We start from the raw sequence: 24,370 nt of genomic DNA on the forward strand, positions 1-24,370 counted from the left end.
CCTTGGCCACATCGATGCCGACACGAAGCGCGATTTGTGTCATCTTCTGATCCCTTCCTTGCTGGTGCGGGGTCGAACCCTGGCAACCGTTCGGGCTATGGAAGATGCGGTCGGAGCTCCTTGCTCACCTGCGGACTCAAACCAAGGGGCACGCGGGCTTCCGCCGCAGCGAGTGACCCGGTCGTGACCCGGGTCACTCGCCAACCCGATCCTGCATGATTCGAAAGACACAAGGGGCAGCGCCAACGCCTGGAACTAAGCCGACATGCAGCGGTCCCTCGAAAAAAGCGCGTTGACACCCGTCGCTTGCCCGCTTACATGAGCCCGCACCAGCCCAGATGGCGGAATTGGTAGACGCGCACGGTTCAGGTCCGTGTTCCGCAAGGAGTGGAGGTTCGAGTCCTCTTCTGGGCACCAAATTCTCGTTTCGAGCCATTCGATATGGTTCAGACGCACTAACAAAAAGCCCGGTTCGCCGGGCTTTTTTGTTGCCTGTGGTTCCGTGGCGTCAGCGCTCGGACGAAGGCCGAACCGCCGCCCCGAGAATTGAACCCGTTGGCCCTCTTGCCCATAAGCGCATGTGGCCAGCCAGCGAGGATTTCCGTTGAGACTGTTTGGAAAGCTTCGCGCGCCGTGGCGTTCGTACGGGCAGACGGTCTTCAGCGGCGACTGGGCTTCCCGCCTGGAAGGGCTGTTCGAGAGCGGTATCGATTTCAGCGGCAAGCGCGTACTGGACGCCGGCTGCAATGTCGGGATCGTTGCCTATGAGGTGGCGAAGCAAGCGCCGGCTTTTGTCCACGGCGTCGACTATTTCCCCGAATTCATCGAAACCGCAAAGTCCGTGTTCCAGGGCTATCGCGCTCTCCCGCACAGCTTCGATGTGCTTGACCTCACCAAGCGGCGCCGGGTCGAGCAGACGCTTGCGGCCGACTATGACATCGTCATCTTCATGGCGGTGTGGCAGCACATTTACGAAAGGCATGGCGAAGCCGTCGCCGAGCGGGTAGCGATCGACCTCGCCAGACGGTGCGTGGGAACGTTCATTGCCCGGACGGCGCCCCTGGCGCTCGCCGAGGCGTTCTCCCGCATCATGCGACGGGAGGGCTTCGAACTCGCTCGGGAATGGCGCGGCACCCCGGCGAAAAGCGGTGAGCGTGTTTTGGCGATCTACAGCCGGGTTCATCCGCCGGTTTCGGATGGCGCCACGCAATATCGTTAATCGACCATCGGTACTTGTATTCTCGACTATTCGCCTTGCCCCAGGTCGACGTCACTAGATCAAGTGGACGATGACTTCCGTATGCCAATGAGATCAGAGTCATCGTGCCGGCACGCACTTGGCCGAATCGTCACCAGCGCGTCGACAGTGGTGATTGTGCGAATCGGCATTGGTACGAAGTCTTAAGATGTCTCACCTAGGGTTCGTCTTTGACTTCGAGAGCGTTGCATTAGACAGAAATAACTCTGTTCAGTTTACGTTCGCGGGTCACACAGAGCTACGCACTGGCTTGGATGGCTCAGAATGCGCGACGTCACTGCTTCTCGACCGCACCCGAGAACCTTGGGATGGATTGGCACGACGGCGCTCGCCATGGGTGGCAGCAATCAAAGCCTGTTTCTGATCACCGCTCTTTTTGTCGGCCAGGGGAACATTCCGGGGCAAGGAAGCGCTGCGGTTCCGCTGCTCGTCATTGGTCTGCTGCTTGGCTGGGCAGCCGCGCCGGCGTGGACCGAACTGGTTCTCATGTGGCCAAACCGCGTCGGCGGCATCTCTGCGGCATGCGCGGAAGCTTTCCGACCCTACAGTCCGGTTCTCTCGGCCTTGACGGGCACTTGCTATTGGTGGGGTTGGGTCCCGACCTGCGGACTGACAGCGGTTCTTTCAGCGTCTGCAATCCAGCAATGGTACTTGCCGGACCTCCCCGTGGAGGCGGTCGCCTGCGGGCTCGTCGCATTCTTTGCGGCAGTCAATTTATGCGGAATCAAGTGGGTGGTCCGACTGGCGATACCGGTAGCCACGGCCTCGGCAATGCTGGCGTTTCTCTCGTCCCTTGTCCCGGTCATCAGTGGCGAAGTCGACTGGCGGAAGGCGACGGATTTTACGCTGACCAGCCCGTTTGCCGGCCTGTTCGGCGATATCACGTCAGTGATGGCTGGGCTGTACCTGATCGGATTTGCAGCGCCGGCATTCGAGGCTGCAGCCTGCCATGTTGGCGAAACCATCGATCCCAACCGCAATATTCCCCGGGCGATGTGGGCCAGCGCGGCAATGGCCGGCATCTATTTCCTTGTCCTGCCGGTCGTCTGGCTGGGTGTGCTTGGACCTGAGCCGCTCGGAACGGACCTCGCCATGGCTCTCGGGCCGACATTTGCGCCCCTGTTGGGCAGTTTCGGCAAAGCGGCCGCCATCTGGTTCATCATGTTCAACATGTTCCATGGCACGTTGCAGCCATTGGCAGGCGCCGCGCGGACCCTTGCGCAGCTGAGCGAAGACGGCCTGCTGCCGAGATTTCTGGCCAGCCGCATCTCGACAACGGATTGCCCATGGGCGGCAACACTGCTCACAGCTGCCGCGGCAATCGGTTTCATGCTGTGCGGGTACCCGCTCTGGATGATCGCTGCAGCCAATTTCACCTACCTGATCAGCATCTGCATGCCGAACATCGCAGTCTGGCTCCTGCGCCGTGACAGCCCCGATGCCGAGCGGCCCTTCCGGGCTCCCAGAGGAACGATCATCCTTGGCGTGGGCGCGGCGGCAATCTGGCTGTTGACCGCCGTGCTGGGCTTCCAGCAGTTTGGCCTTCCCACCGTCCTGTTCGGACTGGCGCTGGCCTATTCGGGTGCCGCGCTTTACGCCTGGCGCGCCATGGAGGATCGCCACGCGTTGGGCCTGCCCTTGCTGCCGCATACGCTTCACCTGAAGCTTACGGGAGCCATGCTTTTTGTGCTGGTGCTTGACGGTGCCGGCTATTTCCTGGCGATCGGCAGCGTTCCCAACGCCGATGCTTCCCTGATCGCCGCGTTGGAGGACATTTTTGTCGTTGTCGCGTTGATGACCATCAGCGTCGGCCTGGTCATGCCGGGAATGATCACCCATTCGGCAACCGAGGTGAGCGACGCAGCGAAACGTTTGACATCCGGGACACTGAAAGACTTCTCTCTCGCCATGGCCGCTCTGGGGCGTGGAGACCTCGCTGCGGCGCATGCCTCCGTGAACATCATGCCGGTGAGGGTAAACTCTCGCGACGAACTCGGAGAGATGGCCGAAAGCTTCAACCTGCTTCAGGACAAGGTGAGGGAAGCCGCCCATGGCCTGGACGAAGCGCGCGAGAACATGAACGTAGCGCGCACCGAACTTATGGCACGGCACGAGCAAATCGCGCATCTCGCGCATCACGATCCGCTTACCGGTCTGGCGAACCGAACTGCGCTTGCAGCGCACCTAACCACGACGCTCGAGCGGGCAAAAGCAAAGCATGCCAGCTTTGCCGTGTTCAGCATTGACCTTGATCATTTCAAAGAGACCAACGACGTTTTTGGGCACGCGGCCGGCGACGATCTCCTGTGCACCATCGCCCGGCGTCTTCAAGCGGCGGCGCCGGAGGCCTTTATCGCCCGCATGGGCGGCGACGAATTCACTCTTGTCCTGGCCTTGGATGAACGACCGGCCGGAGCCAGGGAAGTAGCCGATCGTCTGTTCGAATCGGCGGCGGGCGAATTCGAAATCCGGGGACAGCACATTTCAATCGGGCTGAGCATCGGCGCGGCGATCTATCCGAGGGACGGAGACACTGCCGCGTCGCTGATGGCAAATGCCGACGCCGCGCTCTACCGAGCCAAGGCGGACGGTCGCCGAATGCTGCAATTCTTCGACCCGGAAATGGATCGGCGACTAAGAGAGCGCTATGCCTTGCAGCAGGATTTGCGATTGGCGGTCGCCCGTGGCGAACTTGTGCTCCACTATCAGCCGCAAGCCCGCATAGACGGCGAAATCTTTGGTTTTGAGGCACTTGCCCGTTGGCACCATCCAAAACACGGGCTCGTCTCGCCGACCGCGTTTGTCTCCCTTGCCGAGCAGGATGGCACGATCGTTGAAATAGGGGAATGGACGCTCCGGCAGGCCTGCAAGGACGCCGCCTCCTGGGCTTCACCCCTGCAGATCGCGGTCAATCTCTCCCCCGTGCAATTCCGTTTCGGGGATCTGGTCGGCCTCGTTCATTCGATCCTCTACGAGACCGGCCTGACGCCGGGACGCCTGGAACTGGAAATCACGGAAGGGGTCCTGATCCGCGATCGGGCAACCGCCTTGTCGGTCTTGCGGCGATTGAAGGCGTTGGGCGTCAGGGTCTCCATGGATGATTTTGGAACCGGGTATGCCTCGCTTTCCTCGCTGCAGTCGTTTCCATTCGACAAGATCAAGATCGACCGCAGTTTCGTTTCGGGCGTCAGTTCGAATGTCCAGTCGGCCGCCATCGTACGTACGATACTCAGCCTGGGGAATGCACTGACCTTGCCTGTCATCGCAGAGGGCGTTGAAACGGAAGATGAGCGTATCTTCCTGATGAAGGAAGGATGCCGCGAGATTCAGGGTTACCTGGTGGGGCACCCGCATCCGATTGCGCTCTACAAGGATGTGACGAATGGCCTCTTGGCTGGATCTGCCTTGGCGGCGCCCGAGGATTCCGCCCCGGCGGCAACCCAGGCGTTTGGCGTGACGCGGTAGTATTGGGCCGACGTCGTGGCCTGCGCGCTCCGCGCGCAAGAGATCGCTATCAAACGGCCAGCCTGCGCGCGGCCTCGATCGAAGCCTCCGCTATGGTTTCGAGCGCGGCGAACTGCTTGTAGAAATTGAGCCCAAACTGCTCCTGCATCTCGCGCCCGGTCGTTCCGCACAGCATCCAGCTGTTTCCGGATGGATTGATTTCGATCAAATGCAGCTTGCCGGTCGCCTCGTCACGCAGGATGTCCACGCCGAGCGAGGGAATGGTCGGCAGGACGGCATGTGCCTGGACAGCAAGGTCGAGCACGTCCTGGTCCGCGGCAAGTGCGACAGTGCAGCCCTTCGCCGAGGCTATGATCGATTCCCCCTGGCCATGCCGGAACCCGTCGGGTCGCTCCAGCGGGGTGAAATCCTTCCTGCCCTCATACTGGAGGGCCATCAGCGGCCTGCCCAGGTAAGTGAGGACGCGGTAGGCCCTTGGCCAGCGCCCGGTATGGACATAGTGCTGGGCAAGCATAGGCGAACGCCGTCCCGCATGCTCCTCGGGATAATCCGCCGGAGCAGTGTAGCGGACGCGACCGGTCTTGGTGATGCGCACGAAGGCGCCGCGCGCGCCGTGCGACGGCTTGACCACCACATACGGCCCCCAAACCGCCGGATCGAGTTTTGTCCCGGGCACGATCTCCACCCATTTGGGAACCGGCAGTCCCGCGGCCTCGAGAACGGCAAGCTCCCTGATCTTGCCCATATGCTGATGAACGAGCCGCGTTCCGCGCAGCGGCCGCAGCCATTTCAACCTGTCCATCTCGATGGAAAGGGTTGGCCGCATGGCCAGTGCCGCAGTGGGCAACGGGGTCAGCACGGAAGCGGTCGACAGGACACTGACCTTGATCTCCGGCGCGCGCGCCGAGATCAGGGCGCCGACCTTGCGGAAATCGTTGATCGCTTCCTTCTTGGGATAGCAGTAGAAAGCCAAATTGACCTGGACCATGCTGGATTTCGCCCGGAAAAATCGTAGGTTAGATGACGCATCGTGCCTGCTTGAGGTACCAAGGAATAGCTCCGCAGCGCCAACGCAATCTCTGCCAGCCATGAAATAGCAGGACAATCCGTCTTCGAGGGTCGGAAGGAAAAAGCTTTCGCATGATCGTCTATGTCGTCACCGCCCGGTTCAGCACGACAATTCAGCGCCTGATCCACGGCCTCGGCGCCGACGCAAGCGGGCTGTTGTCCTACATCACCTATGAGGAGCTGTTCTTCGAACGGGCGGCACCGCTGGCGCACACCATCTTCACCGACTTCGACCGGCTGTCGCGCTATGAGCTGGACTGCGCGGCGGCGGTAGCCTTGAGGCTGCAGGCGCAAGCGCCGGAGATCCGCATTCTAAACCACCCGCTGCACGCCCTCGAGCGGGTGCCGCTGCTGCACAAGCTCAACGCGCAAGGCATCAACGACTTTGCCGTCCAGCGTCTCGATACCGGGGCGCGACCGGCAAAATACCCGGTTTTCCTGCGCGCAGAGGACGGATATGGCGGACCCGAGACCGCTATCCTGCGATCCGATGCGGAGTTCGACGAGGCGGTCACACAGATGCAACGGAACGGCAGACCGTTGAGGGGACGGATTGCCGTCGGCTATGTCGGCGAGCCCGACGAGAAAGGCTTTTACCGCAAATACGGCGCCTTCAATATCGGCGGCACAATCGTGCCGCAGCACCTGATGTGCAGCGAGCAATGGGTGGTCAAGAAGAACTCCGCTGCGATCGGGCCGGCCGAGGTTGCGGAAGAGCTGGATTTCGTTCGTCGAAATCCGCATGCCGAACCGCTTGCCGAGGCATTCCGCATTGGTGGCCTCGACTTCGGGCGCGTCGACTATGGATTTTATCAAGGGCGGCTGCAGGTCTACGAGATCAACACCAACCCGAGCTTTCCCAAATTCGCCAAGAGCGATGCCCGCAGCGAACGCCGGCAGCTGATCCGAAACCAGTTCGTGACAGCCCTAAGGGCGATCAACACGCCGCATCCGCGCGGACGGATCGGCTTTCCCGAAATCCGGCCGCGGGCTCACGATCTTCGCCTGCCGCGCGTGCGCCTGCCGGTTAGTCTCGGCCGGCGGCTGCTGGACCGCGTCACCGGACGGGCGAAGTCCGCACCTCAGGACGAGCTATGATGGCAAGCGGCAACGCGCTCTCCGATCCCGCCACCTATGGCGAGGATCTGCCCGGAAATCTCCGCCGCGTGCTGGAGATTGCGCCGCGCCATTGCGTCGGTTGCGCGGATTACCACATACGCAGCTGCGCCCATCGCGCGACGGGCGAACGGTTCGGCATCGATACGGATCGCGACGCGCTGGTGGCGGTGCTCGAGGAGCTTGTCGGACGTGGCCTGTCGCGCCAACCGCGTCTCGACATCGTCATCGCCGGCTCGGCCGACACCGGCGTGTTTGCCACGGTCGCGCATGCGGTGGCCCGTCTCGGAGACGAAGCGCTGCGGCGCTGCCATTTCACGGTGCTGGACCTGTGCCCGACGCCGCTGCTTTTGTGCGAGCATTTCGCCGAAGAACACGGTCTCGATTTCAGCTATGCGGCGGTCGATCTCACCGCCCCGGGCCGGAAATTTCCCGCCGACATCATCGTCATGCACAGCGTCTTCCGTTTCATCGACAGAAGCGTGCAGCCAGCCGTGCTGGCGGAGTTGGGGTCGTGGTTGAAGCCGGGCGGCTCGGTGGTCTTTTCGAACCGCATCAAATCGGCGTCCCGAGAGGAGTCAGAAGCCGACCTTGCCAGTCGCGGCGCCCGCGACGAGCGTTTCGCCGCCATGACGGCGCAAGGCGAGCTCGATGTCGCCGATGGCCGTGAAGAGATCATGGTGCGGCTCGATCGCTCGCTGTACGAGCACGAAAGCCGCGCCGGCGAATTCAGGACCGTCGGTGACCTGAAAAAACTGCTCGAAACCGCATCGCTGGCGCTCATCCGCTTCGACGAGGTCGAGTGGGCAGTCGGCGGCAACGGGCGTCCCTACTACATGCGAAAACGCGTGATCGCGGTTCTCACCTCTCCCGTGTGAAGGCTGGTCAGTGAAACAGGCCGGCGCCGAGCAGACCGAACGGCAGCGGCCTGCCCATCAGCCCCTCGATCATCAGGGCTTGCAGGATCGCCACCACAATCAGGATCGCGGGCATCCATGCCCAGCGCCCGGCAAAGGTCTTTCGCACCGACGCGAGAAAGCCGAGCGACGCCGGCACGATGCCGACCACGGGAACGGCTGCCAGCAACAACGACAAGGCAAGACCCATGCGCAGCGAGATCGACGGCGACGGCGCCGGGGGTTCGCGCTGGATGCGCCATAAAGTGAAGAGCGACGCGCCGGTCAGGATCGCGGCGGACAGGATGGGCGCGATCCTGGACGTTCCGGTAAAGCCGGTAGCGGTGATGATGGCCCAAAGGCCGAGCGCGGCCATGCCGGCAAGGGCGCCGAAGGCCACTGGGCGAGAGCGCCTGGTCATGCTTTGCGGACCCTCCTGCGGTCGCCTGAGCCGCCACAGCACGGCCAGCAGCGCGCAGCCGAGCAGCAAGACGCCTGGCCGAAGCAGGGCCGTGGGTCCGAAAATCTGCAACGTCTTGCCCAGTGACTTCTCGACCATCGGGCCGATGACGAAGCCGAGCAGAAAAGGCGCGCGCGGAAGTCCGGCCAGAAAGAGTGCGACGCCGAGCAAGCCGCCGGCCGCGAACTGAACCAGTCCGAGCGAATTGGTCGCCGAGCCCAGAGCCGCGGTGACGACGGCGACCAGCGCGAAGGCCGCGATGGCCTTCGGCCGCAGGCCGGTGAAACGAACCAGCCAGGGAACGACGAGCAGGAACAGCGGGATGGTCAAGAGGTTGGCCAGAATGACCGTCCAGGCGAAGGTCATCGCCGTCGGCAAATGCGTCGTCAGCATGGTCGGCCCGACTTCGAGGCCGAGCATGGCAAAACCGCCGAGCAGAATGGCCATGCTCGAACTGCCGGGAATGCCGAAAAACACCGTGGGAATGAGCGCGCCGCCCTCCTTGGCGTTGTTGGCGGCTTCCGGCGCAACCACGCCGGCGATGGCGCCCTCGCCGAGCGGCACGTCGCCGCTGTGGCGGGCGGACGCGTCGGCATAGGCGATCCACACGGCAACGCTCGATCCGGCGCCCGGCATCATGCCGACGACGATGCCGATGATCGTCGAGCGCAGCATGATCATCTTGTAGCGAAAGGCCTCGGCCATTCCGGAAATCATACGCGGACGCTCGGCGGTCGTCGGCGGCAACGGCTTGCTGTCCGGGCTGCCTGCGAGCGCCAGCATCTCGGGAATGACGAACAGGCCGCCGATCACCGAGATGGTCTCGAGACCGTCCCACAATTCAAGCCTGCCGAAGGTGAAACGGGTTTGGGCGGTCAGCGCGTCCATTCCAACCGTCGAGGCGAGAACACCGAGTGCGGCGACCGCCAGCCCGGCACTCGGCTGCCGGTCGGAAAGCGACGAGACCAGGGCCAGCCCCAGCAGAGCGAGAACCAGGAATTCCGGCGCTCCCAGATTGCTGACGATCGGACGCACGACGGGGGCGGCGAGCATGAACACGATGGCGCCGAGGACGCCGCCCACCGCCGAGGCGGACAGGCTGGCGCCAAGCGCCTCGGCGCCCCGGCCCTTGCGCTGCAGCTGAAACCCGTCGAGCGCGGTTGCGGCCTCGGAAGCAGACGTCGGCAGGCCATAGGCGATGGGGGTTATCGACCCCGACGTGTGGACCACGGCGTGCAGCGAAATCAAAAACACCGCGCCCCCCAGCGGCCCGAACAGAAGCGCAAGCGGCAGGGCAAGCAACAGCCCGATGCGGCCGCCAATGCCCGGCACAATTCCTGCGATGAAGCCAAGCGCTACGCCGAGAAGCAGCCCGGGCAGAAGACCGGGATCGAACAGGGCCCGCAAAGCATCTAGAATCAAGCGATCACTCTGGTCCTGGCCTTTAAGAGGGGAAAATGATCGCTGCCTCGATCAGCAAGACCGGTCACCGTCGGCGCGGCGGCGGCCGCACTCCAGCGCGGCGACCATGCCGCCACGCAGCTCCAGCTTGCGGGCAAGCAAGGCGGTGACCTTCTCCTGAACCTCGGCCCCGCCCGCCGGATCGATCTGCAGCCTCTGGGCCTTGGCGTCGGCCAGGAAAGCGGGATCGGCAACGACCTTGTCGAAAGCCCCGCGCAGCACCGCCAGATCGCCCCCGTCAATGGAGGGTGGCGCTGCTATCCAGCGGCCCAGATTGTTGATCAGTTCGATCATGTCGATGAGCGATGCGAAACCGGCCGGCGCGATATCGCGCAGCAGCGGCACCGATGTCGGGACGGAGGGATGCGGCACCTCGTTCAGGCGAAGCAGCGCGACGGCTTCGTTGTTGTCGAGCATCTTCGCCTGGCTCGGATAGGAGCCGACGATCACCTGACCCTCGCCGCTCAGGAAGGCCAAAGCGCGCTGGCCGCCATCGTAGCCCGGTACCGGCTTTATCGGCAGGCCCAGCATGGCATTGAGCAGAAAACATTCCGAAGCACTGCGCGAAACGATGCTGCTCGCCGGAAAGATCGCCGGTTCGACCCGCTGCGACAAGTCCTCGACCGACTTTATGCCGCTTCGCGTGCTGGCGATGACGATCCGCTCATCGACCGCCATCTTGCCGATCCACTTGAAGGCGGCAAGGCTTTTGGTCGCGGGGTCGTCCTTCTCGATCTCCGAAGTGAGCAACGCACCCTCGAACAAGCCGATCGTCAACTCACCTGGCGCGGCCTCGGCGATGTGCTTTGCCGCAAGCCTGCCGTCGGCAGCCGGAACAACCTCGACCGTGAGCCGCGCATTGGGCAGAGCCATAGCGAGATGTTTTGCGAAAAGCCGGGCATAGAGTTCATAGCCGCCGGCTCCCTCGTTGCCGATCAGGAACGAAATCCTGCGGCCATCGAGCGCTTGCGTGCGGCCTATGGCAGGCGCCACCAGCAGCCCCGCGCCAACCGCCATAAAGGCACGGCGAGACAGCCGGCTAAATTCTCTTTTCTCAGACAAAGATTTCCTCCAAACCACATACCCGGCGGCAGCTTACCCCATGTCTGGTGGATTTGTCGCACGACAAAGGGCGTCGCCTCCCGACATCGGGAAAGGGCGTCGCTCGTTCGAGGATTGCAATCTGTCGGTCGGCTCAGTTGCCTCTTATTCCGCAGCTGCAAGCTGTCGGCCTTGGCTGTATTCATCCCAAGCCTGCCTCAAGATTTGAACGGACGAAGTCAGGAAAATTCCCGCCATCAGCGCGGCCACAACAAGATCCGGCCAAGCGGTGGATGTGCCCCACACTCCCAGCGCGGCAGCCATCACGACAACATTGCCGATGGCGTCATTGCGCGAGCAAAGCCAAACCGACCGGACGTTCGCGTCCCCATCCTTGTAGGGGCGCAGCAACAGCACGGAGCCGAGGTTTGCAGCCAGCGCCATAAAGCCGATGACGCCCATGACCTCCGCGCTTGGAAGGCCCAGGATCAAGGTTTGGTAGACTGTCGAACCGAACACCCACAGCGCCATGACCAACAGCGAAAGCCCCTTGAACAAGGCCGCTGTCGCCCGTGTTTGCAGGGTCGCACCAATCGCGGCCAGGCTCAGGCCGTAGGTGACGGTATCCGCCAGGAAGTCCAGGGCATCCGCCTTGAGGGCTTGCGATCCGGCAAGCTGCCCCGCAACCATCTCGGTGAGGAACATCGCGCCGTTAATCCCAATGACGGCCCAAAGCACCCGTTTGTAGCGAACGTCCATACCATCAAAAACAGCCACTCCGCCCGAGCAGCATGCGGCATTTGCCGCGCCACAACTTGCCGCCTCTGCCTTGGTGACCTTGGCTGGCAGCACCAGAGGCGGCGGGCCTGCGCAGCCAGCTGTTTCATGAGCGCAGCAATCGTCGGCCATTGAAAATCTCCACGTTTGCAGCCACTTTAGTTCCTCTAGCCACTAGAGGTTCAAGAGGCTTTTTATGGATTTTTCGATCGGCGAACTTTCGCGGCGAACGGCGGTGAAGGTCCCCACCATCCGCTACTATGAGCAGATCGGCCTGCTGCCGGCGCCGCCACGCACCGAAGGACAGCAGAGACGCTACGCGAAGGCCGCTGTTTCGAGACTGGCCTTCATCAGGCACTCCCGCGAACTGGGCTTCGAGGTCGAGGCCATTCGCGCGCTGCTGTCACTTCAGGACCACCCGGACCAATCCTGTGCGACAGCTGACGCGATTGCCAAGGCCCGCCTGGCGGAAGTCGAGAGCAGAATCATGAGCCTCAACGCCCTGCGACTGGAATTGACACGCATGGTCGATGAGTGCGCATGCGGAAGAGTGGCGGAATGCAGGGTTATCGAAACTCTGGCGGATATGAGCCATGGACACGGCCACCTGGCCTTGCCCTGAAGGCGGGCCATGCCCATCCGCAAGCGTAGCGGCTGTCAACCAACCTCGCCTCGCGGCTAGGCGCCGAACAAACCACTTCAAACTCGACAACCGCTTCGGTACGGTCGAACCATGGCTCAACCCACCAACCCGACCGTCACCCGCCGCGACCAGATGTTTCCCATCCTCGCCGATGTGGACATCGAGCGCATGCGCCGTTTTGGGCAAGCCAGCGCCTATGCCGCCGGCGCGCCCATCGTCAAAGCCGGCGATGTGGCGCCCGGCTTGATCGTCATCCTGTCGGGCAAGGCGGATATTACCCAGGGCGGCGAGTTCGGCCGGCGCGAGACGATCGTCACCCACGGCCCGGGCAATTTCCTCGGCGAGCTGGCGCAGCTTTCGGACCGCCCCTCGCTGGTCAATGCCGAGGCGGTCGAACCGGTCGAGGCGTTCGTCATCGCGCCGCAGCGGCTGCGCGACCTGATGGTGCAGGAGGCCAATCTCGGCGAGCGCATCATGCGGGCGCTGATCCTGCGCCGCGTCGGGCTGCTGGAAAGCGGCAGCAGCGGGCCGATCATCATCGGCCCCGCCGGCAATGGCGACACGCTGCGGCTGCAAGGCTTTCTGGCGCGCAGCGGCCAGCCGCACCGGGCGCTCGATTCCGACGCCGATCCGTGCGCGACGACGCTGATCGAACGCTTCCAGGTCGACCCGCACCATCTGCCGATCGTGTTGTGCCCGAACGGCAAGCTGCTGCACAATCCCGGCGAGAACGAACTCGCCCGCTGCATCGGCCTGCTGCGGCCGATCGACGCCAGCAAACTCTACGACGTGGCGATTGTCGGCGCTGGACCGGCGGGGCTGGCGGCGGCGGTCTATGCGGCGTCCGAAGGGCTGTCGACGATCGTGCTCGATTGCCGCGCCTTCGGCGGACAGGCGGGCGCCTCCTCGCGCATCGAAAACTATCTCGGCTTTCCCACGGGGATCTCGGGAATGGCGCTGATGGCGCGCGCCTACAACCAGGCGCAAAAATTCGGCGTCGAAATGGTGATACCCGACGAGGCCAAGCTACTGAGTGCAGCGACCGACCCGTCCGGCGCCCGCTGCCGGCTCGATGTCGGCGACGGCGAGAGCGTGCTGGCGCGCACGGTGGTGATCGCCAGCGGCGCGCGTTACCGCCGCCTCGCTATCGCCAATCTGGCGCAATTCGAGGGGACGTGCGTGCACTATTGGGCGTCGCCGATCGAAGCGCGGCTGTGCGGCGGGCAGGAGGTGGCGCTGGTCGGCGCCGGCAATTCGGCGGGCCAGGCGGCGGTCTTTCTGGCCAGCCATGTCCGGAAGGTGGCGCTCTTGGCGCGCGGCGGCAGCCTCGACGCGACCATGTCGCGCTATCTGGTCGAGCGCATCAGGGCACAGCCCAACATCGAGGTGCTGACCGGGACCGAGATCGAAGCGCTGGACGGCGACGCGGGCAATCTGAGCAGCATCCGTTGGCGCCACCGTGCCAGCGGCGTCGAAACAACGCGGCCGATCCGCCATCTCTTCCTGTTCATCGGCGCCGACCCGAATACAGACTGGCTGGCGCAGTGCAACGTGGCGCTGGACGCCAAGGGTTTCGTGCGCACCGGACCGGACATAGGATCGGGTGTGATGGAGACGAGCCGCAGCGGCGTGTTCGCCATCGGCGACGTTCGCTCCGGCTCGGTCAAACGGGTCGCCGCGGCTGTCGGCGAAGGCGCCCAGGTGGTGGCGGCCTTGCACGCATATTTGGCGCAAGGCGACGCCGTCGCGCCACAAACGGCCAGGAGAAACTGATGGCGGATGAATGCAGACATGCGCATGACATCAAGGATGTGACGCCGAGCGCGCTCGGCTGCGAGGAATGCCTGAAGAGCGGTTCTGAGTGGGTGCATCTGCGGATCTGCCGCACTTGCGGCCATGTCGGCTGCTGCGACGACTCGCCCAACCGTCACGCCACCAAACATTTTCACGCCACAAGCCATCCGGTCATCGAAGGCTACGACCCGCCGGAAGGCTGGGGATGGTGCTATATCGACGAGGTCTTTCTCGACCTCGGCGAGCGGGTCACGCCACAGAACGGCCCGATCCCGCGATTTGTTTGAGGCGGCAGCCCAGCCCGTCGTCTATCGCACTGAGCCGGTGACGGTCCGATCAATGGCGTCGGGATTGCGTTCGTTGCCGGCAAGGGCCGCTATGAGCAGCAGGCTGGCAACCACCGGCACAAACAGGATGGCAACGCGGGCTTGCACATAAAAAATGGCGCGCCATTCGCTGCGCTTTTCGGGGCTGTCGTCCATCATACTCACTCTGTCAGGCCCCCCAGGGCGTGACATAGAGGCCAACGGTTAAACAAAGACTTCCGAGTTTGTTAACTCTCGGACTTTGAACCCTGGAAATCGCACGGCGATCAGCCGCCCGGCAATCCAGATAGCTCGAACTATAATGACAACGTCATTACGAACTGCTATTCTCATAGGATGAAACACGAATCTCCAAGTGAAGCTTCCAAGAGAAGCACGCTGAATATCCGTATCAAGCCCGAAGAGCGCGGCTTGATCGACGAGGCCGCGCGCGTGCTCGGAAAGACGCGGACGGATTTCATCCTCGATGCCGCCCGGCGCATGGCCGAGGATACACTGCTCGACCGGACGCTGATCAAAGTCTCTCCGGAAGCCTATGCGGAATTCCTCGCTTTGCTCGATGCACCGCCCAAGCCCAACGAGCGGTTGTCCAGGCTCATGAACGCTCGCTTGCCGTGGGAGACAAAGTGACGCTGCAGGCGCCGATGCCCCTGGAGCGCATCCATGACCTGTCGTCGTTTTCCTCCGGCGTGCCGGCCCTCGATGACTGGCTCAAGCGTCGGGCGCTCGCCAATCAGGATAGCGGCGCGACGCGCACTTTCGTCGCCTGCCGAGACGGCAACAAGGTCATTGCCTACTATGCGTTGGCCTCGGGCGGTGTTGCCGCCAGCCATGCGCCGGGCCGGTTCCGGCGCAACATGCCGGATCCGATCCCGGTTGCCATTCTTGCCCGCCTTGCCATCGATATTTCGCATCAGCGTCAAGGGCTGGGTTTGGCGCTCGTCCAGGATGCGGCACGCCGGGTGATGAACGCAGCCGGGACACTTGGCATTCGCGGCATCCTGGTACACGCGATTTCCGAGGAGGCTCGGGCCTTTTACATGGCGCTCGGCTTCGATCCGTCGCCGCTCGATCCGATGACGTTGGTGATCTCGCTGGCCGATTTGCGTCACGCTGAGAACGGCGCTTGATCGCTCTTCGATGGCGGCTGGGAGATCCAGTTGGCGCTTCGCAAAAAGCTCAGTCGCCTTTCAACCCAAACAGCCTCCCACCGGCCGGCACAACGTCATTCACGCCCGCCAGCCGCAGGCAGTGCCAGGCCATGGCGTGGTTGCTGGAGGTGACGGGAATGCCGATGCGCTGTTCCAGCCCGGTCACCGCTTCGGCGACGCGCAGGCTGGTGCAGGAAATGAAGATCGCATCGACGCCCGGCGTCGCTGCCATCCGCTCGGCGGCGGCTTCGATCGAGGCGACGGAGATGCGGGCGGCTTCGCGGTCGTCCTGCCGGTCGAAGGTGGCGACGGCGGCTATGTCGAGGCCACGGCCGGTGAAATAGGCAACGAGGCCTTCATTGATGCGGGGCGAATAGGGCGTCAGCAGGCCGATGCCTTTGACGCCGAGCGCCCGGAACGCGGCAAGGGCCGCGGTGACCGGCGTAGTGCAGGCGATGCCGGGCCGCGCCTTTCTGATTTCGGCGAACACCGCCTCCTCGCCGAGCGTCATCGTCGCCGAGGTGCAGCCGAAGCCGACGACGTCGAGCGGGATGCCGGGCAGGATGAGGTCGACGCATGGCGCGATCCTCGGGCCGATGGCGCGCAAAGTGTCTGGGGTGATGTCGTGGTCGTTGAAGACGCGGGCCTCGTAGAAGGCGACCCCGGGGATGCGAACGAGAGCGCGGAATTCATGCTCCAGCGTCTGGTCGGTGGCCAGTACTGCAAGGCCGATCGCGGCGCGCGACGCCAGGCCGCCGTCGAGGTCTGACGGCAACACGCCGAGGTCGACCGGTCCTGAGGCGGTTGGGCGGGTAGCAGCGTTGAGAGGCATAGTATTCCCCTTCTAGTTTGAGCATGACCTTGTCCAAAAACCGGTTCCCGTTTTTGGGATCATGCTCTCAGTTCAAAAGACCATCCATGGAAATGGCCGGAGTCTTGCCGGCGATCAGGTCGGCGGTGATGCGGGCCGAGCCGTGCGACATGGTCCAGCCGATATGGCCGTGCCCGGTGTTGAGGTAGAGGTTGCGCAAGCCCCGGCGACCGAAGGCGGGGAGATTGTTCGGGGTCATTGGCCGCAGGCCCGCCCACATCTCGGCACGGTCGTAGTCGGCGCCTTCGGGATAAAGCTCCTGCGTCACGCCTTTCATGAAGGCGAAATCGGCCGGCTTGTGGCTGGTGTCGTAGCCGGCGAACTCGGCTGTGGCGGTGACACGGATACGGTCGCCGAAGCGCGAGATGGCGACCAGATTGTGCTCGTCGACGGAAGCGATGGTCGGCGGCGCCGGGCGATTGCCGACCGGAATGGTCAGCGAATAGCCCTTGATCGGATAGATCGGCAGGTTGATGCCGATCTTGCCGGCAAGCTTTGGGCTGTGGCTGCCGAGCGCCAGCACGTAGGCATCGCCCTTGAAGGCGCCCTTGTCGGTCAGCACCTGGGCGACGCCGTCGCCCGATGTCTCGATGCCGGTGATGGTTGTTTCCGTGTGGATGGCACCGCCGCGCTCGACGACCTTGGTGGCCAGCGCCCGGGTGAATTTTGCCGGGTCGCCGGTCTCGTCGGTCGGGCAATAGATGCCGCCGGCGATCTTTTCCCTGGCCGAGGCCAGTGACGGGTCAAGTGCGACGACTCCGTCGCGGTCGAGCACTTTTATCTCCTGTCCGTCGGACTCGAGCAGCTTCATGTGCTCGACACCCTTGTCGAGCGCCTGCTGGCTGCGGTGAAAATAGACGATGCCGCGATCGTTGCGGTCGTAGTCGATGTCCTCGTCGGCAATGACATCGCGCAGGACGGTCTGCGAATAGGCGGCAAGGCGGTGCTTGAGCAGCGTGTTGCGGCGCGCCTTGGCGGCGGTGCACTCCATCAGGAACAGCCACGACCAGGAATAGAGGCGTGGGTCGACCGAGAATTTGAAGCGCAGCGCCTGGTCCTTGAGCAGCAGCGATTTCAGCAGGATCATCGGCGCCCTGGGCGACGACCAGACGAAGGAATGGCCCGGCGCGATCATGCCGGCATTGCCCCAGCTGGTCTCGGCGGCGACCTGTGCCTGGCGCTCGATGAGCACCACGTCGTGGCCGTCCTTCTGCAGCTGATAGGCCGTGGTGACGCCGACAACACCGCCACCCAGCACGATGACGCGCATGACGCCTCCGGAGATCGCAAAGTCATCACAGTGTAGAATGTAAGTCGCGGTCCGCAAGTGCAGAACCTTGTGGAGACGCCGGCGGGACAGCGCCCCCCTCTGCCCTGCCGGGCATCTCCCCCACATGGGGGCGAGATCGGACGTCATGCCGACTTTCGCCAATCGCCAACGTTGCAGGAACGAGCGAAGCGCTGGAACCGCCAATCTCCCCACTCGTGGGGAGATGTCCGGCAGGACAGAGGGGGGCGCGAAGGATCACCACGAGCCGTGTCTGGCCTGCTCTGGCACTCAGCCCTTCAGCGCCTGCTCCAGATCCGCGATCAGATCATCGCCGTCCTCGATGCCGGCCGACAGCCGGACCAGCGAATCGGAAATGCCGATGGCCGCGCGTTTTTCTGCAGGGATCGAGCCGTGCGTCATGATGGCGGGATGCTCGATCAGGCTTTCGACGCCGCCGAGGCTTTCGGCCAAAGTGAACAATTGCGTACGTTCGAGAAAGCGTTTGGTCGCCGCGAGGTCGCGATCGAGCTCGACTGATATCATGCCGCCGAAGGCATGCATCTGCTGGACGGCGATGGCGTGCTGCGGGTGGCTGGCGAGACCGGGATAGATGACGCGGCGCACGTCCTTGCGCGCCTCCAGCCATTGCGCGATTTTCAGGCCGTTCGAGGAATGGCGCTCCATCCTGAGCGCCAGCGTCTTGATGCCGCGCAGCGCCAGAAAGCTGTCGAAGGGGCCTGATATGGCGCCGATGGCGTTCTGCAAAAACTTCAACTGGGCGGCGAGCTCCTTGTTGTCGCCGACGATCGCCACGCCGCCGACCATGTCGGAATGGCCGTTGAGATATTTGGTCGTCGAGTGGACGACGATGTCGATGCCGAGTTCCAGCGGCCGCTGAATGTAGGGGCTGCAGAAGGTGTTGTCGGCAACGGTGAGAACGCCTTTGCGCTTGGCCAGTGCGGCGACGGCTTCGAGGTCGACGATGCGCAGCAGCGGGTTGGTCGGCGTCTCGACCCAGAGCAGTTTCGTTTCCGGCCGGATCGCCGCCTCGACGGCGGCGAGGTCGGTGAAATCGACGAAGGAGACCTGCAGATTGGCCGAGCGTTTTCGTACCCGCTCCATCAGGCGGAACGAGCCGCCATAGATGTCGTCGGTGGCAACGATATGGGCGCCGGCATCGAGCAGCTCCAGCACGGTGGCGATCGACGCCAGCCCGGAAGCGAAGGCGAAAGCGGCCGAGCCGCTTTCGAGATCGGCCACCGCGCGCTCGAAGGCAAAGCGGGTCGGGTTCTGGCTGCGGGCATATTCAAAACCCTTGTGCACGCCGGGCGACTGCTGGCCATAGGTCGAGGTGGCGTAGATCGGCACCATCACCGCGCCCGTCAGCGGGTCGTGGCTCTGGCCGCCATGGATGGTGCGCGTCGAAAAGGCCAGGCGGTTCTTGCCCGATGGCGGTGGGTGTGCAGTCATCGTGCGCGCCTCAAATGGTTGATCAGGTCGATACGGGTTATCAGGCCAACGAACTCGTCGCCATCGAAGATGATGGCGACCTCGTTGCGGTCGAACACCGGCAACAGCGCATCCAGCGTCTGGCTGGCCTGCAGCGTGTGCAAATTGGAGGTCATTGCCGTGCGCACCGGACCGTTGAAACGCTCCCAGCGGCCGTCATAGGGGCCATCGACCTTGGCCAGGATGTCGCTTTCGTCGACGATGCCGACTAGCTTGCCATTGTCGAGCACGGGCAGCTGCGAGACATCGGAGCGGCGCATGCGGCCATAGGCGTTGAGCAGGCTTTCGTCCGGACCGACGGAGACAGTGTCGCCGGTGCGATGCGAGCGCATCACCAGGTCGCGCAGATCGCCATGCTGTTCCTGCTCGGCAAGACCTTGCTCGGCCAGCCAGAAATCGTCGAACACTTTCGACAGATATTTGTTGCCGCTGTCGCAGACGAAGGTGACGACCCGTTTCGCCACCGTCTGTTCGCGGCAATAGCGCAAGGCAGTCGACAGCAGCGTGCCAGAGGACGAGCCGGCGAGGATGCCTTCCTTCGACAAGAGATCGCGCACCGCCAGCATGCTCTGCTTGTCGGGGATGGAATAGGCCTTCTTGACCAGCGACAGATCGGCATTGGGCGGCACGAAATCCTCGCCGATGCCTTCGACGGTCCAGCTGCCGGCCTCTTCCAACTTGCCGGTCTTGATCAGCGGCGCCAGCACCGATCCCACGGGGTCGGCCAGGATCATCTCGGTCTTCGGCGAGACTTTTGCAAAATAACGGCCAAGCCCGGTCAGCGTGCCGCCGGAGCCGACGCCGACGACCACGGCATCGACGTCACCTGCGAGCTGCGAGAAGATCTCGGGTCCGGTGGTGGTTTCATGCGCCGCAGGATTGGCCGGATTGGCGAACTGGTTGGCGTAGAAGGCGCCGGGCACTTCGGCGGCGATCTTTTCGGCCATGTCCTGATAATATTCGGCATGGCCCTTGCCGACATCGGAGCGCGTCATGCGCACTTCGGCGCCGAGCGCACGCAGATGCTGGATCTTTTCGCGCGACATCTTGTCGGGCACGACGAGAATGATGCGGTAGCCCTTGGGGATGCCGACCTGGGCGAGGCCGAGGCCTGTATTGCCGGCGGTCGCCTCTACAATGGTGCCGCCGCGCTTGAGCTTGCCCTCCCGCTCGGCGGCGGCGATCATCGACAACGCGATGCGGTCCTTGATCGAGCCACCCGGGTTCTGGCTTTCGAGCTTGATGAACAGCCGGCACTTGCCGGTGTCGAATTTGGTCAGTTCGACGATCGGCGTCTGGCCGATCAGGTCGAGAACCGACGCATAGGGCGGGCGCAGGCGCGACAGCGCGCCGTCGGGTGAAGCGATCTTGTGCTCGCTCATGTCGATGCTCCATGGTCAAGGCGAGCGACCGCCGGGGGCGAGCGGTAGCCTATCCTCTTCTCCTGCCCTTTGCAGTCGGAAAGAAGATAGATCGTACCAATCAACCGGCCAGATGCGGAATGAAATTCCGGGTTTGGGTATAGGCCGCTAGCGTACGGCTGTCGGTGTTTCACGGTTGCGCAATCGTTCGAGGTTCGCCGAGGCCTCTTGCGTTCGTCATCCTAGGGCGGAGCAGGAGCGAAGCGACGTCGCGGAGACCCTAGGATCCATGCCGGGACTCTTGAACGCCGCGACGGTGCAGAGTTTTGCAGTGCCAAGACGATCCTCATTCTCAACCGCTGTGTTCCTTGCCGCCCGTCGCGGCATGGATCCTAGGGTCTGCGCTGCGTCGCTCCGCTCCTTGCTCCGCCCTAGGATGACGAACGCGTGGGTGCCTTGCTCAACAGCTCAGCCCAGCAATTGCTTGCTCAGCCTTGCGCACTGGACGCGAATATCCGGAATGGCGTCGATCTCGAAAAACGTGCCGCGCGTCAGCGGTCCGACGGCGAGGATCTTGGCCGACACCGAACCGTCGCTGGCGATGATCTCGCAATTGCCGGTGACATCGAGGCCGAGCCGCAGCGGGTCCGGTCGGGCCAGTCCACGGTCGACCAGCGAACGCACCACGCTGTTCGAGGTGGTCGAGATGTCCCTGGCGATGCCGGTGCAATCATAGAGGCGCGCGGCTTCGAATGTTTCGAGGCGCTGCGTGTGGCGGGACTGGACCTCCACCGTGTAGCCGTCCCCCGCCTTGATGCCGACGATACGCCCGGCGACGGGACGGATGCGGCCCGATTGCACCGCCTCGGTGACGCGGGCGTAGACCTCCGGCGCCATGCGATGCCTATGGATGTCCCACCACGCCTTGGTGTGTTCGACAAAGCGGCGCTTGGCCGAGGATGGCCAGTTCTGCCAGATCTTCTGGTTGAACGGCCGCAAGCCGTCGACCACGTCGCGCCAATCGATGCCGGCCTTCTGGTTCTCGCGGATCAGGTCGCGGAACCAGGCGACGAAATAGGACAGCTGGGTGCCGAGTGGAATGTCGGCGACGTCGAGCTTGATCGGCTTGCCCTTGCGGTGCGGCGAGGGCAGCAGGCCGCGCCTGGACAGAGCGACGATCTCCCCGCGATGGCCGCGCTGCTCCAGCGCCAGGAAGGCATCGACCATGCTCAGGCCGGTACCCAGCACCAGCACGCGGCTGTCCGGGTCGAGCGCGGTGTCGGCCTCCGATCCCATTCGGATCGCGTGGCCCTGGCCGGCGCCCGGCTCCTCGTCATGACCGGTCGCCAGCACGGCAAGATGGGCGACGACGCTGGTGCCATTGGCCAGCGTCACCTCGACCCCGGAAGCATTCGGCGCGATCGACAGGCTCTCCTCGCGGATCAGGCGCAAGCGTCCCGTCTGCTCCTCGCGCGCCTCGAGCTCGTCCAAGAGTTCCTTGAGGTAGCGGGCATAGACGCTGCGCGGCGCATAGACCGGCGCCTGCTCCTGGGTTGCCAGGTCATTTTCGAGCAGCCAGCGCCAGAAATTGCCGGGATCGTCGGCATAGGCGCTCATGCCGGTGGCGGCGACATTCAGCACATGGGCGGAGAGCAGCGTCGAATAGGCCATGCCCTGGCCGAAATGCGGGCGCTTTTCGATCAGCGTGACGCGCAGATCGGGATTGGCCGATTTCAAGAGATGCGCGGCAAGCACGACGCCGCTGGCGCCGCCGCCGACAATGATGATCGAATTGGGGATGTTGGCGCGCCCGGTCATGAGCGCACCGGCAATAGTCGAAGGGTCAGGCCTTGACCTTCACCGCGATGTCCCTCGCGACTGGAAGGTCGTCGATGGCGATGTCGCGCATCTCGGCGAGGCTGCGCTGGTCGAGCACCTCGGCGATCGCCTGCCGGACCTCGAGCATCAGATGTCTGACTTGGCATGTCGCCTCATTGCAGTCTTCACAGCGCTGATACTGGGTGCGGCTGGCGCAAGGGATCGGCGCAAGCGGCCCGTCGAGTACGCGCACGACGTGGCCGACCTTGATTTCATCGGCCGGGCGGGCGAGGCGATAGCCGCCCTCCTTGCCCTTGCGGCTCTGGACGAAACCGGCATTGCGCAATTCGCCAAGAATGGCGTCGAGAAATTTCTTCGGGATGTTGTTGCCGCTGGCGATGTCGCCAACGAAGGCCAGCTGTCCGACCGGCAACTGCGCCAGATGGACGAGCGCCTTGAGGCCGTACTTACCCTTTTTTGTGAGCATAAACCGAACGTTTCTCTGTCCTGCGATGGTTTTCGGCCATCGGTTGCGAAACGCCTGGCGTGCCTCCCCGCCGCGTCCAAGCTGTCACGACACATAAATTCTAGTGACATGATATACAAGCCAAGGACGTTGATTTTGCTCGATTTTCAAGCTGCTGAGGCCGTTTTTGCCGGCCTTTGTGCCTTTGAGAGCACAGAAATGCGGTTGGCCGGAAGCAGGGCGACAAAGGACGGCGCGCTGGAAGCCCGATAGATGCCGCGCACGATCATGGTGATGCGGTGGTCGCTCATCGTCGCCTCCAATTCGTCAATGTCGATAAGATTACTATACTTATCCGCGAAGACGCGAAAAGGGTTTTCAAATCCATGGCTTTTTGGGGCATGGATTTGCCATGCGATGGCCGGCTCGGGAATTCCGGTTCGCCGCCGGCTCGGCGACTTGGAAGACGCCGATCTCTATCTCAGCGTCCTGAACGTCAGATGCGCGAGCGGTTCGCCCAACCCAACCCGACAAGGCCGACCAGCGTGGTGACGATGCCGATATAGAACCATTGCGTCTGGTCGGTCATGAAGCTGCCCCTGACATAGCCGAGGCCCTGCAATGACCACAGCACGCCGATGGCCAGCACAATCAACGCCAGCAGATTCCTGATCAGTCTCATCGTTGGAATTCCCCTCGCAAGTCGATCGTCAACTGCATCATGGCCGCGATGAAAGTGCGAAAGGAAGCGATCCAGTCGCGCATACTTTTACTTGCATAATAACGTTGAACCTTGCCGAAAACATCCCCGATATTGCCACGATAATCACCGGAAATACGCCGGCATATGGTTAAAGATTCCTGACAAACTGTTTCCTTGCGACTCCAAACGTGTGCTGCCGCCACGGAACTGCCCGGGGTTTGCCGCATTTCCTGCCTTATTCGACACATAACGGCTGGGGTCTGTAAGAAACGGAGCCAATCCCCAAAGATGAAGAAGAACAACCAGACCGCGCTTGTCGCGGTGACGATGGCGGCTGGCCTGATGGTCGGCGCTTCCGTCTCCCCCGCCGCCGCGCAATGCGGCCGTGCCTCCTGGTACGCACTGCACTCCAAGACCGCTTCCGGCGAGCGCATGAACCCGTCGGCGATGACCGCCGCGCATCGCAGCCTGCCGTTCGGCACCAAGCTCAAGGTCACCAATCAGAACAATGGCCGCAGCGTCGTCGTGCGCATCAACGATCGCGGCCCGTTCATCAAGGGTCGCATGCTCGATTTGTCGAAGGGCGCCGCCAGCCAGCTCGGCTTCATCAGCTCGGGCTATACCGCCGTCTGCGTGGCGCGCGTTTGACCTTTCGTCGTGTCCAGCCCAGCCGGGCACGGCCTATTTTGTCTTGATGCATGCCGTCGTCCCAAAACCGCTGCACACTTTTGGGCGACATGCATTGGCCTTCGCAGCCGCACATTGAGCCGGCTCCGGCTTTCGAGGCGGATTCTCAAAGCCTTAGACGAAAGAATGAGCATATTTCACGCCACGTGACGTATTGCATCGCAGCAATTAGTTGTTAACCTTGCCGCGAGACATTCAAGGATCGGCGCTGCTCGTCGCCCCTTTGGGT

Annotated in this window: 23 protein-coding genes and 1 tRNA gene; 11 read left to right on the forward strand and 13 right to left on the reverse strand. The window is 63.2% G+C overall.

The features are described from left to right. The first annotated feature begins 332 nt into the window (after nt 1-332). The 3 genes from AC1DXU_RS29455 to AC1DXU_RS29465 all read left to right on the forward strand — a co-directional run bounded on the left by AC1DXU_RS29455 (nt 333) and on the right by AC1DXU_RS29465 (nt 4,723). Nucleotides 333-417, forward strand: a tRNA-Leu gene (locus tag AC1DXU_RS29455). 187 nt (nt 418-604) lie between these two features. Beyond that, nucleotides 605-1,219: a class I SAM-dependent methyltransferase gene (locus AC1DXU_RS29460; RefSeq protein ID WP_477374612.1), complete on the forward strand. Its 615-nt coding sequence runs from the start codon at nt 605-607 to the stop codon at nt 1,217-1,219. Between the two features lie 303 nt (nt 1,220-1,522). Then, nucleotides 1,523-4,723 carry an amino acid permease gene (locus AC1DXU_RS29465; RefSeq protein WP_477374614.1) on the forward strand — a complete coding sequence of 1,067 codons (3,201 nt, stop codon included), beginning with the start codon at nt 1,523-1,525 and terminating at the stop codon, nt 4,721-4,723. Nucleotides 4,724-4,772: 49 nt separating this feature from the next. Here the strand turns inward: AC1DXU_RS29465 and AC1DXU_RS29470 are convergent, their stop codons facing one another. Further along, complete coding sequence (locus AC1DXU_RS29470; RefSeq protein WP_477374616.1) at nt 4,773-5,711, reverse strand: ATP-grasp domain-containing protein; 939 nt, start codon at nt 5,709-5,711, stop codon at nt 4,773-4,775. A gap of 152 nt (nt 5,712-5,863) precedes the next feature. Here AC1DXU_RS29470 and AC1DXU_RS29475 point away from each other — a divergent pair, with 152 nt between their 5' ends. Both AC1DXU_RS29475 and AC1DXU_RS29480 read left to right on the forward strand, forming a co-directional pair. Then, on the forward strand, nt 5,864-6,889 hold the full coding sequence (locus AC1DXU_RS29475; RefSeq protein ID WP_477374618.1) for an ATP-grasp domain-containing protein: 1,026 nt from the start codon (nt 5,864-5,866) through the stop codon (nt 6,887-6,889). Further along, nucleotides 6,889-7,785 (forward strand): class I SAM-dependent methyltransferase, encoded by an 897-nt coding sequence (locus AC1DXU_RS29480; protein ID WP_477374620.1) that lies wholly within the window; start codon nt 6,889-6,891, stop codon nt 7,783-7,785. Before AC1DXU_RS29475 ends, AC1DXU_RS29480 begins: the two co-directional genes overlap by 1 nt. Nucleotides 7,786-7,792: 7 nt before the next feature. Here the strand turns inward: AC1DXU_RS29480 and AC1DXU_RS29485 are convergent, their stop codons facing one another. The 3 genes from AC1DXU_RS29485 to AC1DXU_RS29495 all read right to left on the reverse strand — a co-directional run bounded on the left by AC1DXU_RS29485 (nt 7,793) and on the right by AC1DXU_RS29495 (nt 11,674). Next, nucleotides 7,793-9,685, reverse strand: a complete 1,893-nt coding sequence (locus AC1DXU_RS29485) for a tripartite tricarboxylate transporter permease (RefSeq protein ID WP_477374622.1) — start codon at nt 9,683-9,685, stop codon at nt 7,793-7,795. 51 nt (nt 9,686-9,736) lie between these two features. Continuing rightward, a complete protein-coding gene (locus AC1DXU_RS29490; RefSeq protein WP_477374624.1) occupies nt 9,737-10,786 on the reverse strand; it encodes a hypothetical protein in 1,050 nt (349 codons plus the stop codon). A 144-nt stretch (nt 10,787-10,930) separates the two neighbouring features. After that, nucleotides 10,931-11,674 (reverse strand): cation efflux transmembrane domain-containing protein, encoded by a 744-nt coding sequence (locus AC1DXU_RS29495; protein WP_477374626.1) that lies wholly within the window; start codon nt 11,672-11,674, stop codon nt 10,931-10,933. A 64-nt stretch (nt 11,675-11,738) separates the two neighbouring features. Here AC1DXU_RS29495 and AC1DXU_RS29500 point away from each other — a divergent pair, with 64 nt between their 5' ends. The 3 genes from AC1DXU_RS29500 to AC1DXU_RS29510 all read left to right on the forward strand — a co-directional run bounded on the left by AC1DXU_RS29500 (nt 11,739) and on the right by AC1DXU_RS29510 (nt 14,266). Further along, nucleotides 11,739-12,164, forward strand: coding sequence for a MerR family transcriptional regulator (locus tag AC1DXU_RS29500; RefSeq protein WP_477374628.1), 426 nt, complete (start codon nt 11,739-11,741; stop codon nt 12,162-12,164). Between the two features lie 111 nt (nt 12,165-12,275). Then, a complete protein-coding gene (locus AC1DXU_RS29505; RefSeq protein WP_477374630.1) occupies nt 12,276-13,958 on the forward strand; it encodes an FAD-dependent oxidoreductase in 1,683 nt (560 codons plus the stop codon). Beyond that, nucleotides 13,958-14,266, forward strand: coding sequence for a UBP-type zinc finger domain-containing protein (locus AC1DXU_RS29510; RefSeq protein ID WP_477374632.1), 309 nt, complete (start codon nt 13,958-13,960; stop codon nt 14,264-14,266). Before AC1DXU_RS29505 ends, AC1DXU_RS29510 begins: the two co-directional genes overlap by 1 nt. A 21-nt stretch (nt 14,267-14,287) precedes the next feature. On the opposite strand, the gene AC1DXU_RS29515 is transcribed toward AC1DXU_RS29510, so the two are convergent. Beyond that, nucleotides 14,288-14,461 carry a hypothetical protein gene (locus AC1DXU_RS29515; RefSeq protein ID WP_477270125.1) on the reverse strand — a complete coding sequence of 58 codons (174 nt, stop codon included), beginning with the start codon at nt 14,459-14,461 and terminating at the stop codon, nt 14,288-14,290. A 180-nt stretch (nt 14,462-14,641) separates the two neighbouring features. Here AC1DXU_RS29515 and AC1DXU_RS29520 point away from each other — a divergent pair, with 180 nt between their 5' ends. Next, the gene (locus AC1DXU_RS29520) at nt 14,642-14,935 is read left to right on the forward strand and encodes a type II toxin-antitoxin system TacA family antitoxin (RefSeq protein WP_477374634.1); all 294 of its coding nucleotides are present in this window, start codon (nt 14,642-14,644) and stop codon (nt 14,933-14,935) included. Beyond that, on the forward strand, nt 14,932-15,435 hold the full coding sequence (locus AC1DXU_RS29525) for a GNAT family N-acetyltransferase (protein ID WP_477374636.1): 504 nt from the start codon (nt 14,932-14,934) through the stop codon (nt 15,433-15,435). The genes AC1DXU_RS29520 and AC1DXU_RS29525 overlap by 4 nt, the downstream gene beginning before the upstream one ends. A 49-nt stretch (nt 15,436-15,484) precedes the next feature. On the opposite strand, the gene AC1DXU_RS29530 is transcribed toward AC1DXU_RS29525, so the two are convergent. From AC1DXU_RS29530 to AC1DXU_RS29565, 8 genes are all read right to left on the reverse strand, one after another. Further along, on the reverse strand, nt 15,485-16,288 hold the full coding sequence (locus tag AC1DXU_RS29530) for a maleate cis-trans isomerase family protein (RefSeq protein ID WP_477374637.1): 804 nt from the start codon (nt 16,286-16,288) through the stop codon (nt 15,485-15,487). Nucleotides 16,289-16,355: 67 nt separating this feature from the next. Beyond that, entirely contained in the window at nt 16,356-17,597 is a 1,242-nt protein-coding gene (locus tag AC1DXU_RS29535) for a D-amino acid dehydrogenase (RefSeq protein ID WP_477374638.1), read from the reverse strand. 288 nt (nt 17,598-17,885) lie between these two features. Then, nucleotides 17,886-19,067, reverse strand: coding sequence for a cystathionine gamma-synthase (locus AC1DXU_RS29540; RefSeq protein ID WP_477374640.1), 1,182 nt, complete (start codon nt 19,065-19,067; stop codon nt 17,886-17,888). Beyond that, nucleotides 19,064-20,488: a pyridoxal-phosphate dependent enzyme gene (locus AC1DXU_RS29545; protein WP_477374642.1), complete on the reverse strand. Its 1,425-nt coding sequence runs from the start codon at nt 20,486-20,488 to the stop codon at nt 19,064-19,066. Before AC1DXU_RS29545 ends, AC1DXU_RS29540 begins: the two co-directional genes overlap by 4 nt. Nucleotides 20,489-20,935: 447 nt before the next feature. Beyond that, nucleotides 20,936-22,285, reverse strand: a complete 1,350-nt coding sequence (locus AC1DXU_RS29550; RefSeq protein WP_477374644.1) for an FAD/NAD(P)-binding protein — start codon at nt 22,283-22,285, stop codon at nt 20,936-20,938. A 25-nt stretch (nt 22,286-22,310) separates the two neighbouring features. Beyond that, nucleotides 22,311-22,772 carry an RrF2 family transcriptional regulator gene (locus AC1DXU_RS29555; RefSeq protein ID WP_477374646.1) on the reverse strand — a complete coding sequence of 154 codons (462 nt, stop codon included), beginning with the start codon at nt 22,770-22,772 and terminating at the stop codon, nt 22,311-22,313. 146 nt (nt 22,773-22,918) lie between these two features. Further along, a complete protein-coding gene (locus AC1DXU_RS29560; RefSeq protein ID WP_477374648.1) occupies nt 22,919-23,062 on the reverse strand; it encodes a hypothetical protein in 144 nt (47 codons plus the stop codon). 185 nt (nt 23,063-23,247) lie between these two features. After that, nucleotides 23,248-23,433, reverse strand: a complete 186-nt coding sequence (locus AC1DXU_RS29565) for a hypothetical protein (protein ID WP_477374650.1) — start codon at nt 23,431-23,433, stop codon at nt 23,248-23,250. 309 nt (nt 23,434-23,742) lie between these two features. Between AC1DXU_RS29565 and AC1DXU_RS29570 the strand changes: the two genes are divergently transcribed. Then, nucleotides 23,743-24,102: a septal ring lytic transglycosylase RlpA family protein gene (locus AC1DXU_RS29570; protein ID WP_477374652.1), complete on the forward strand. Its 360-nt coding sequence runs from the start codon at nt 23,743-23,745 to the stop codon at nt 24,100-24,102. The last annotated feature ends 268 nt before the right edge of the window (nt 24,103-24,370 follow it).

This window comes from Mesorhizobium sp. P3_A10, from assembly GCF_056403175.1.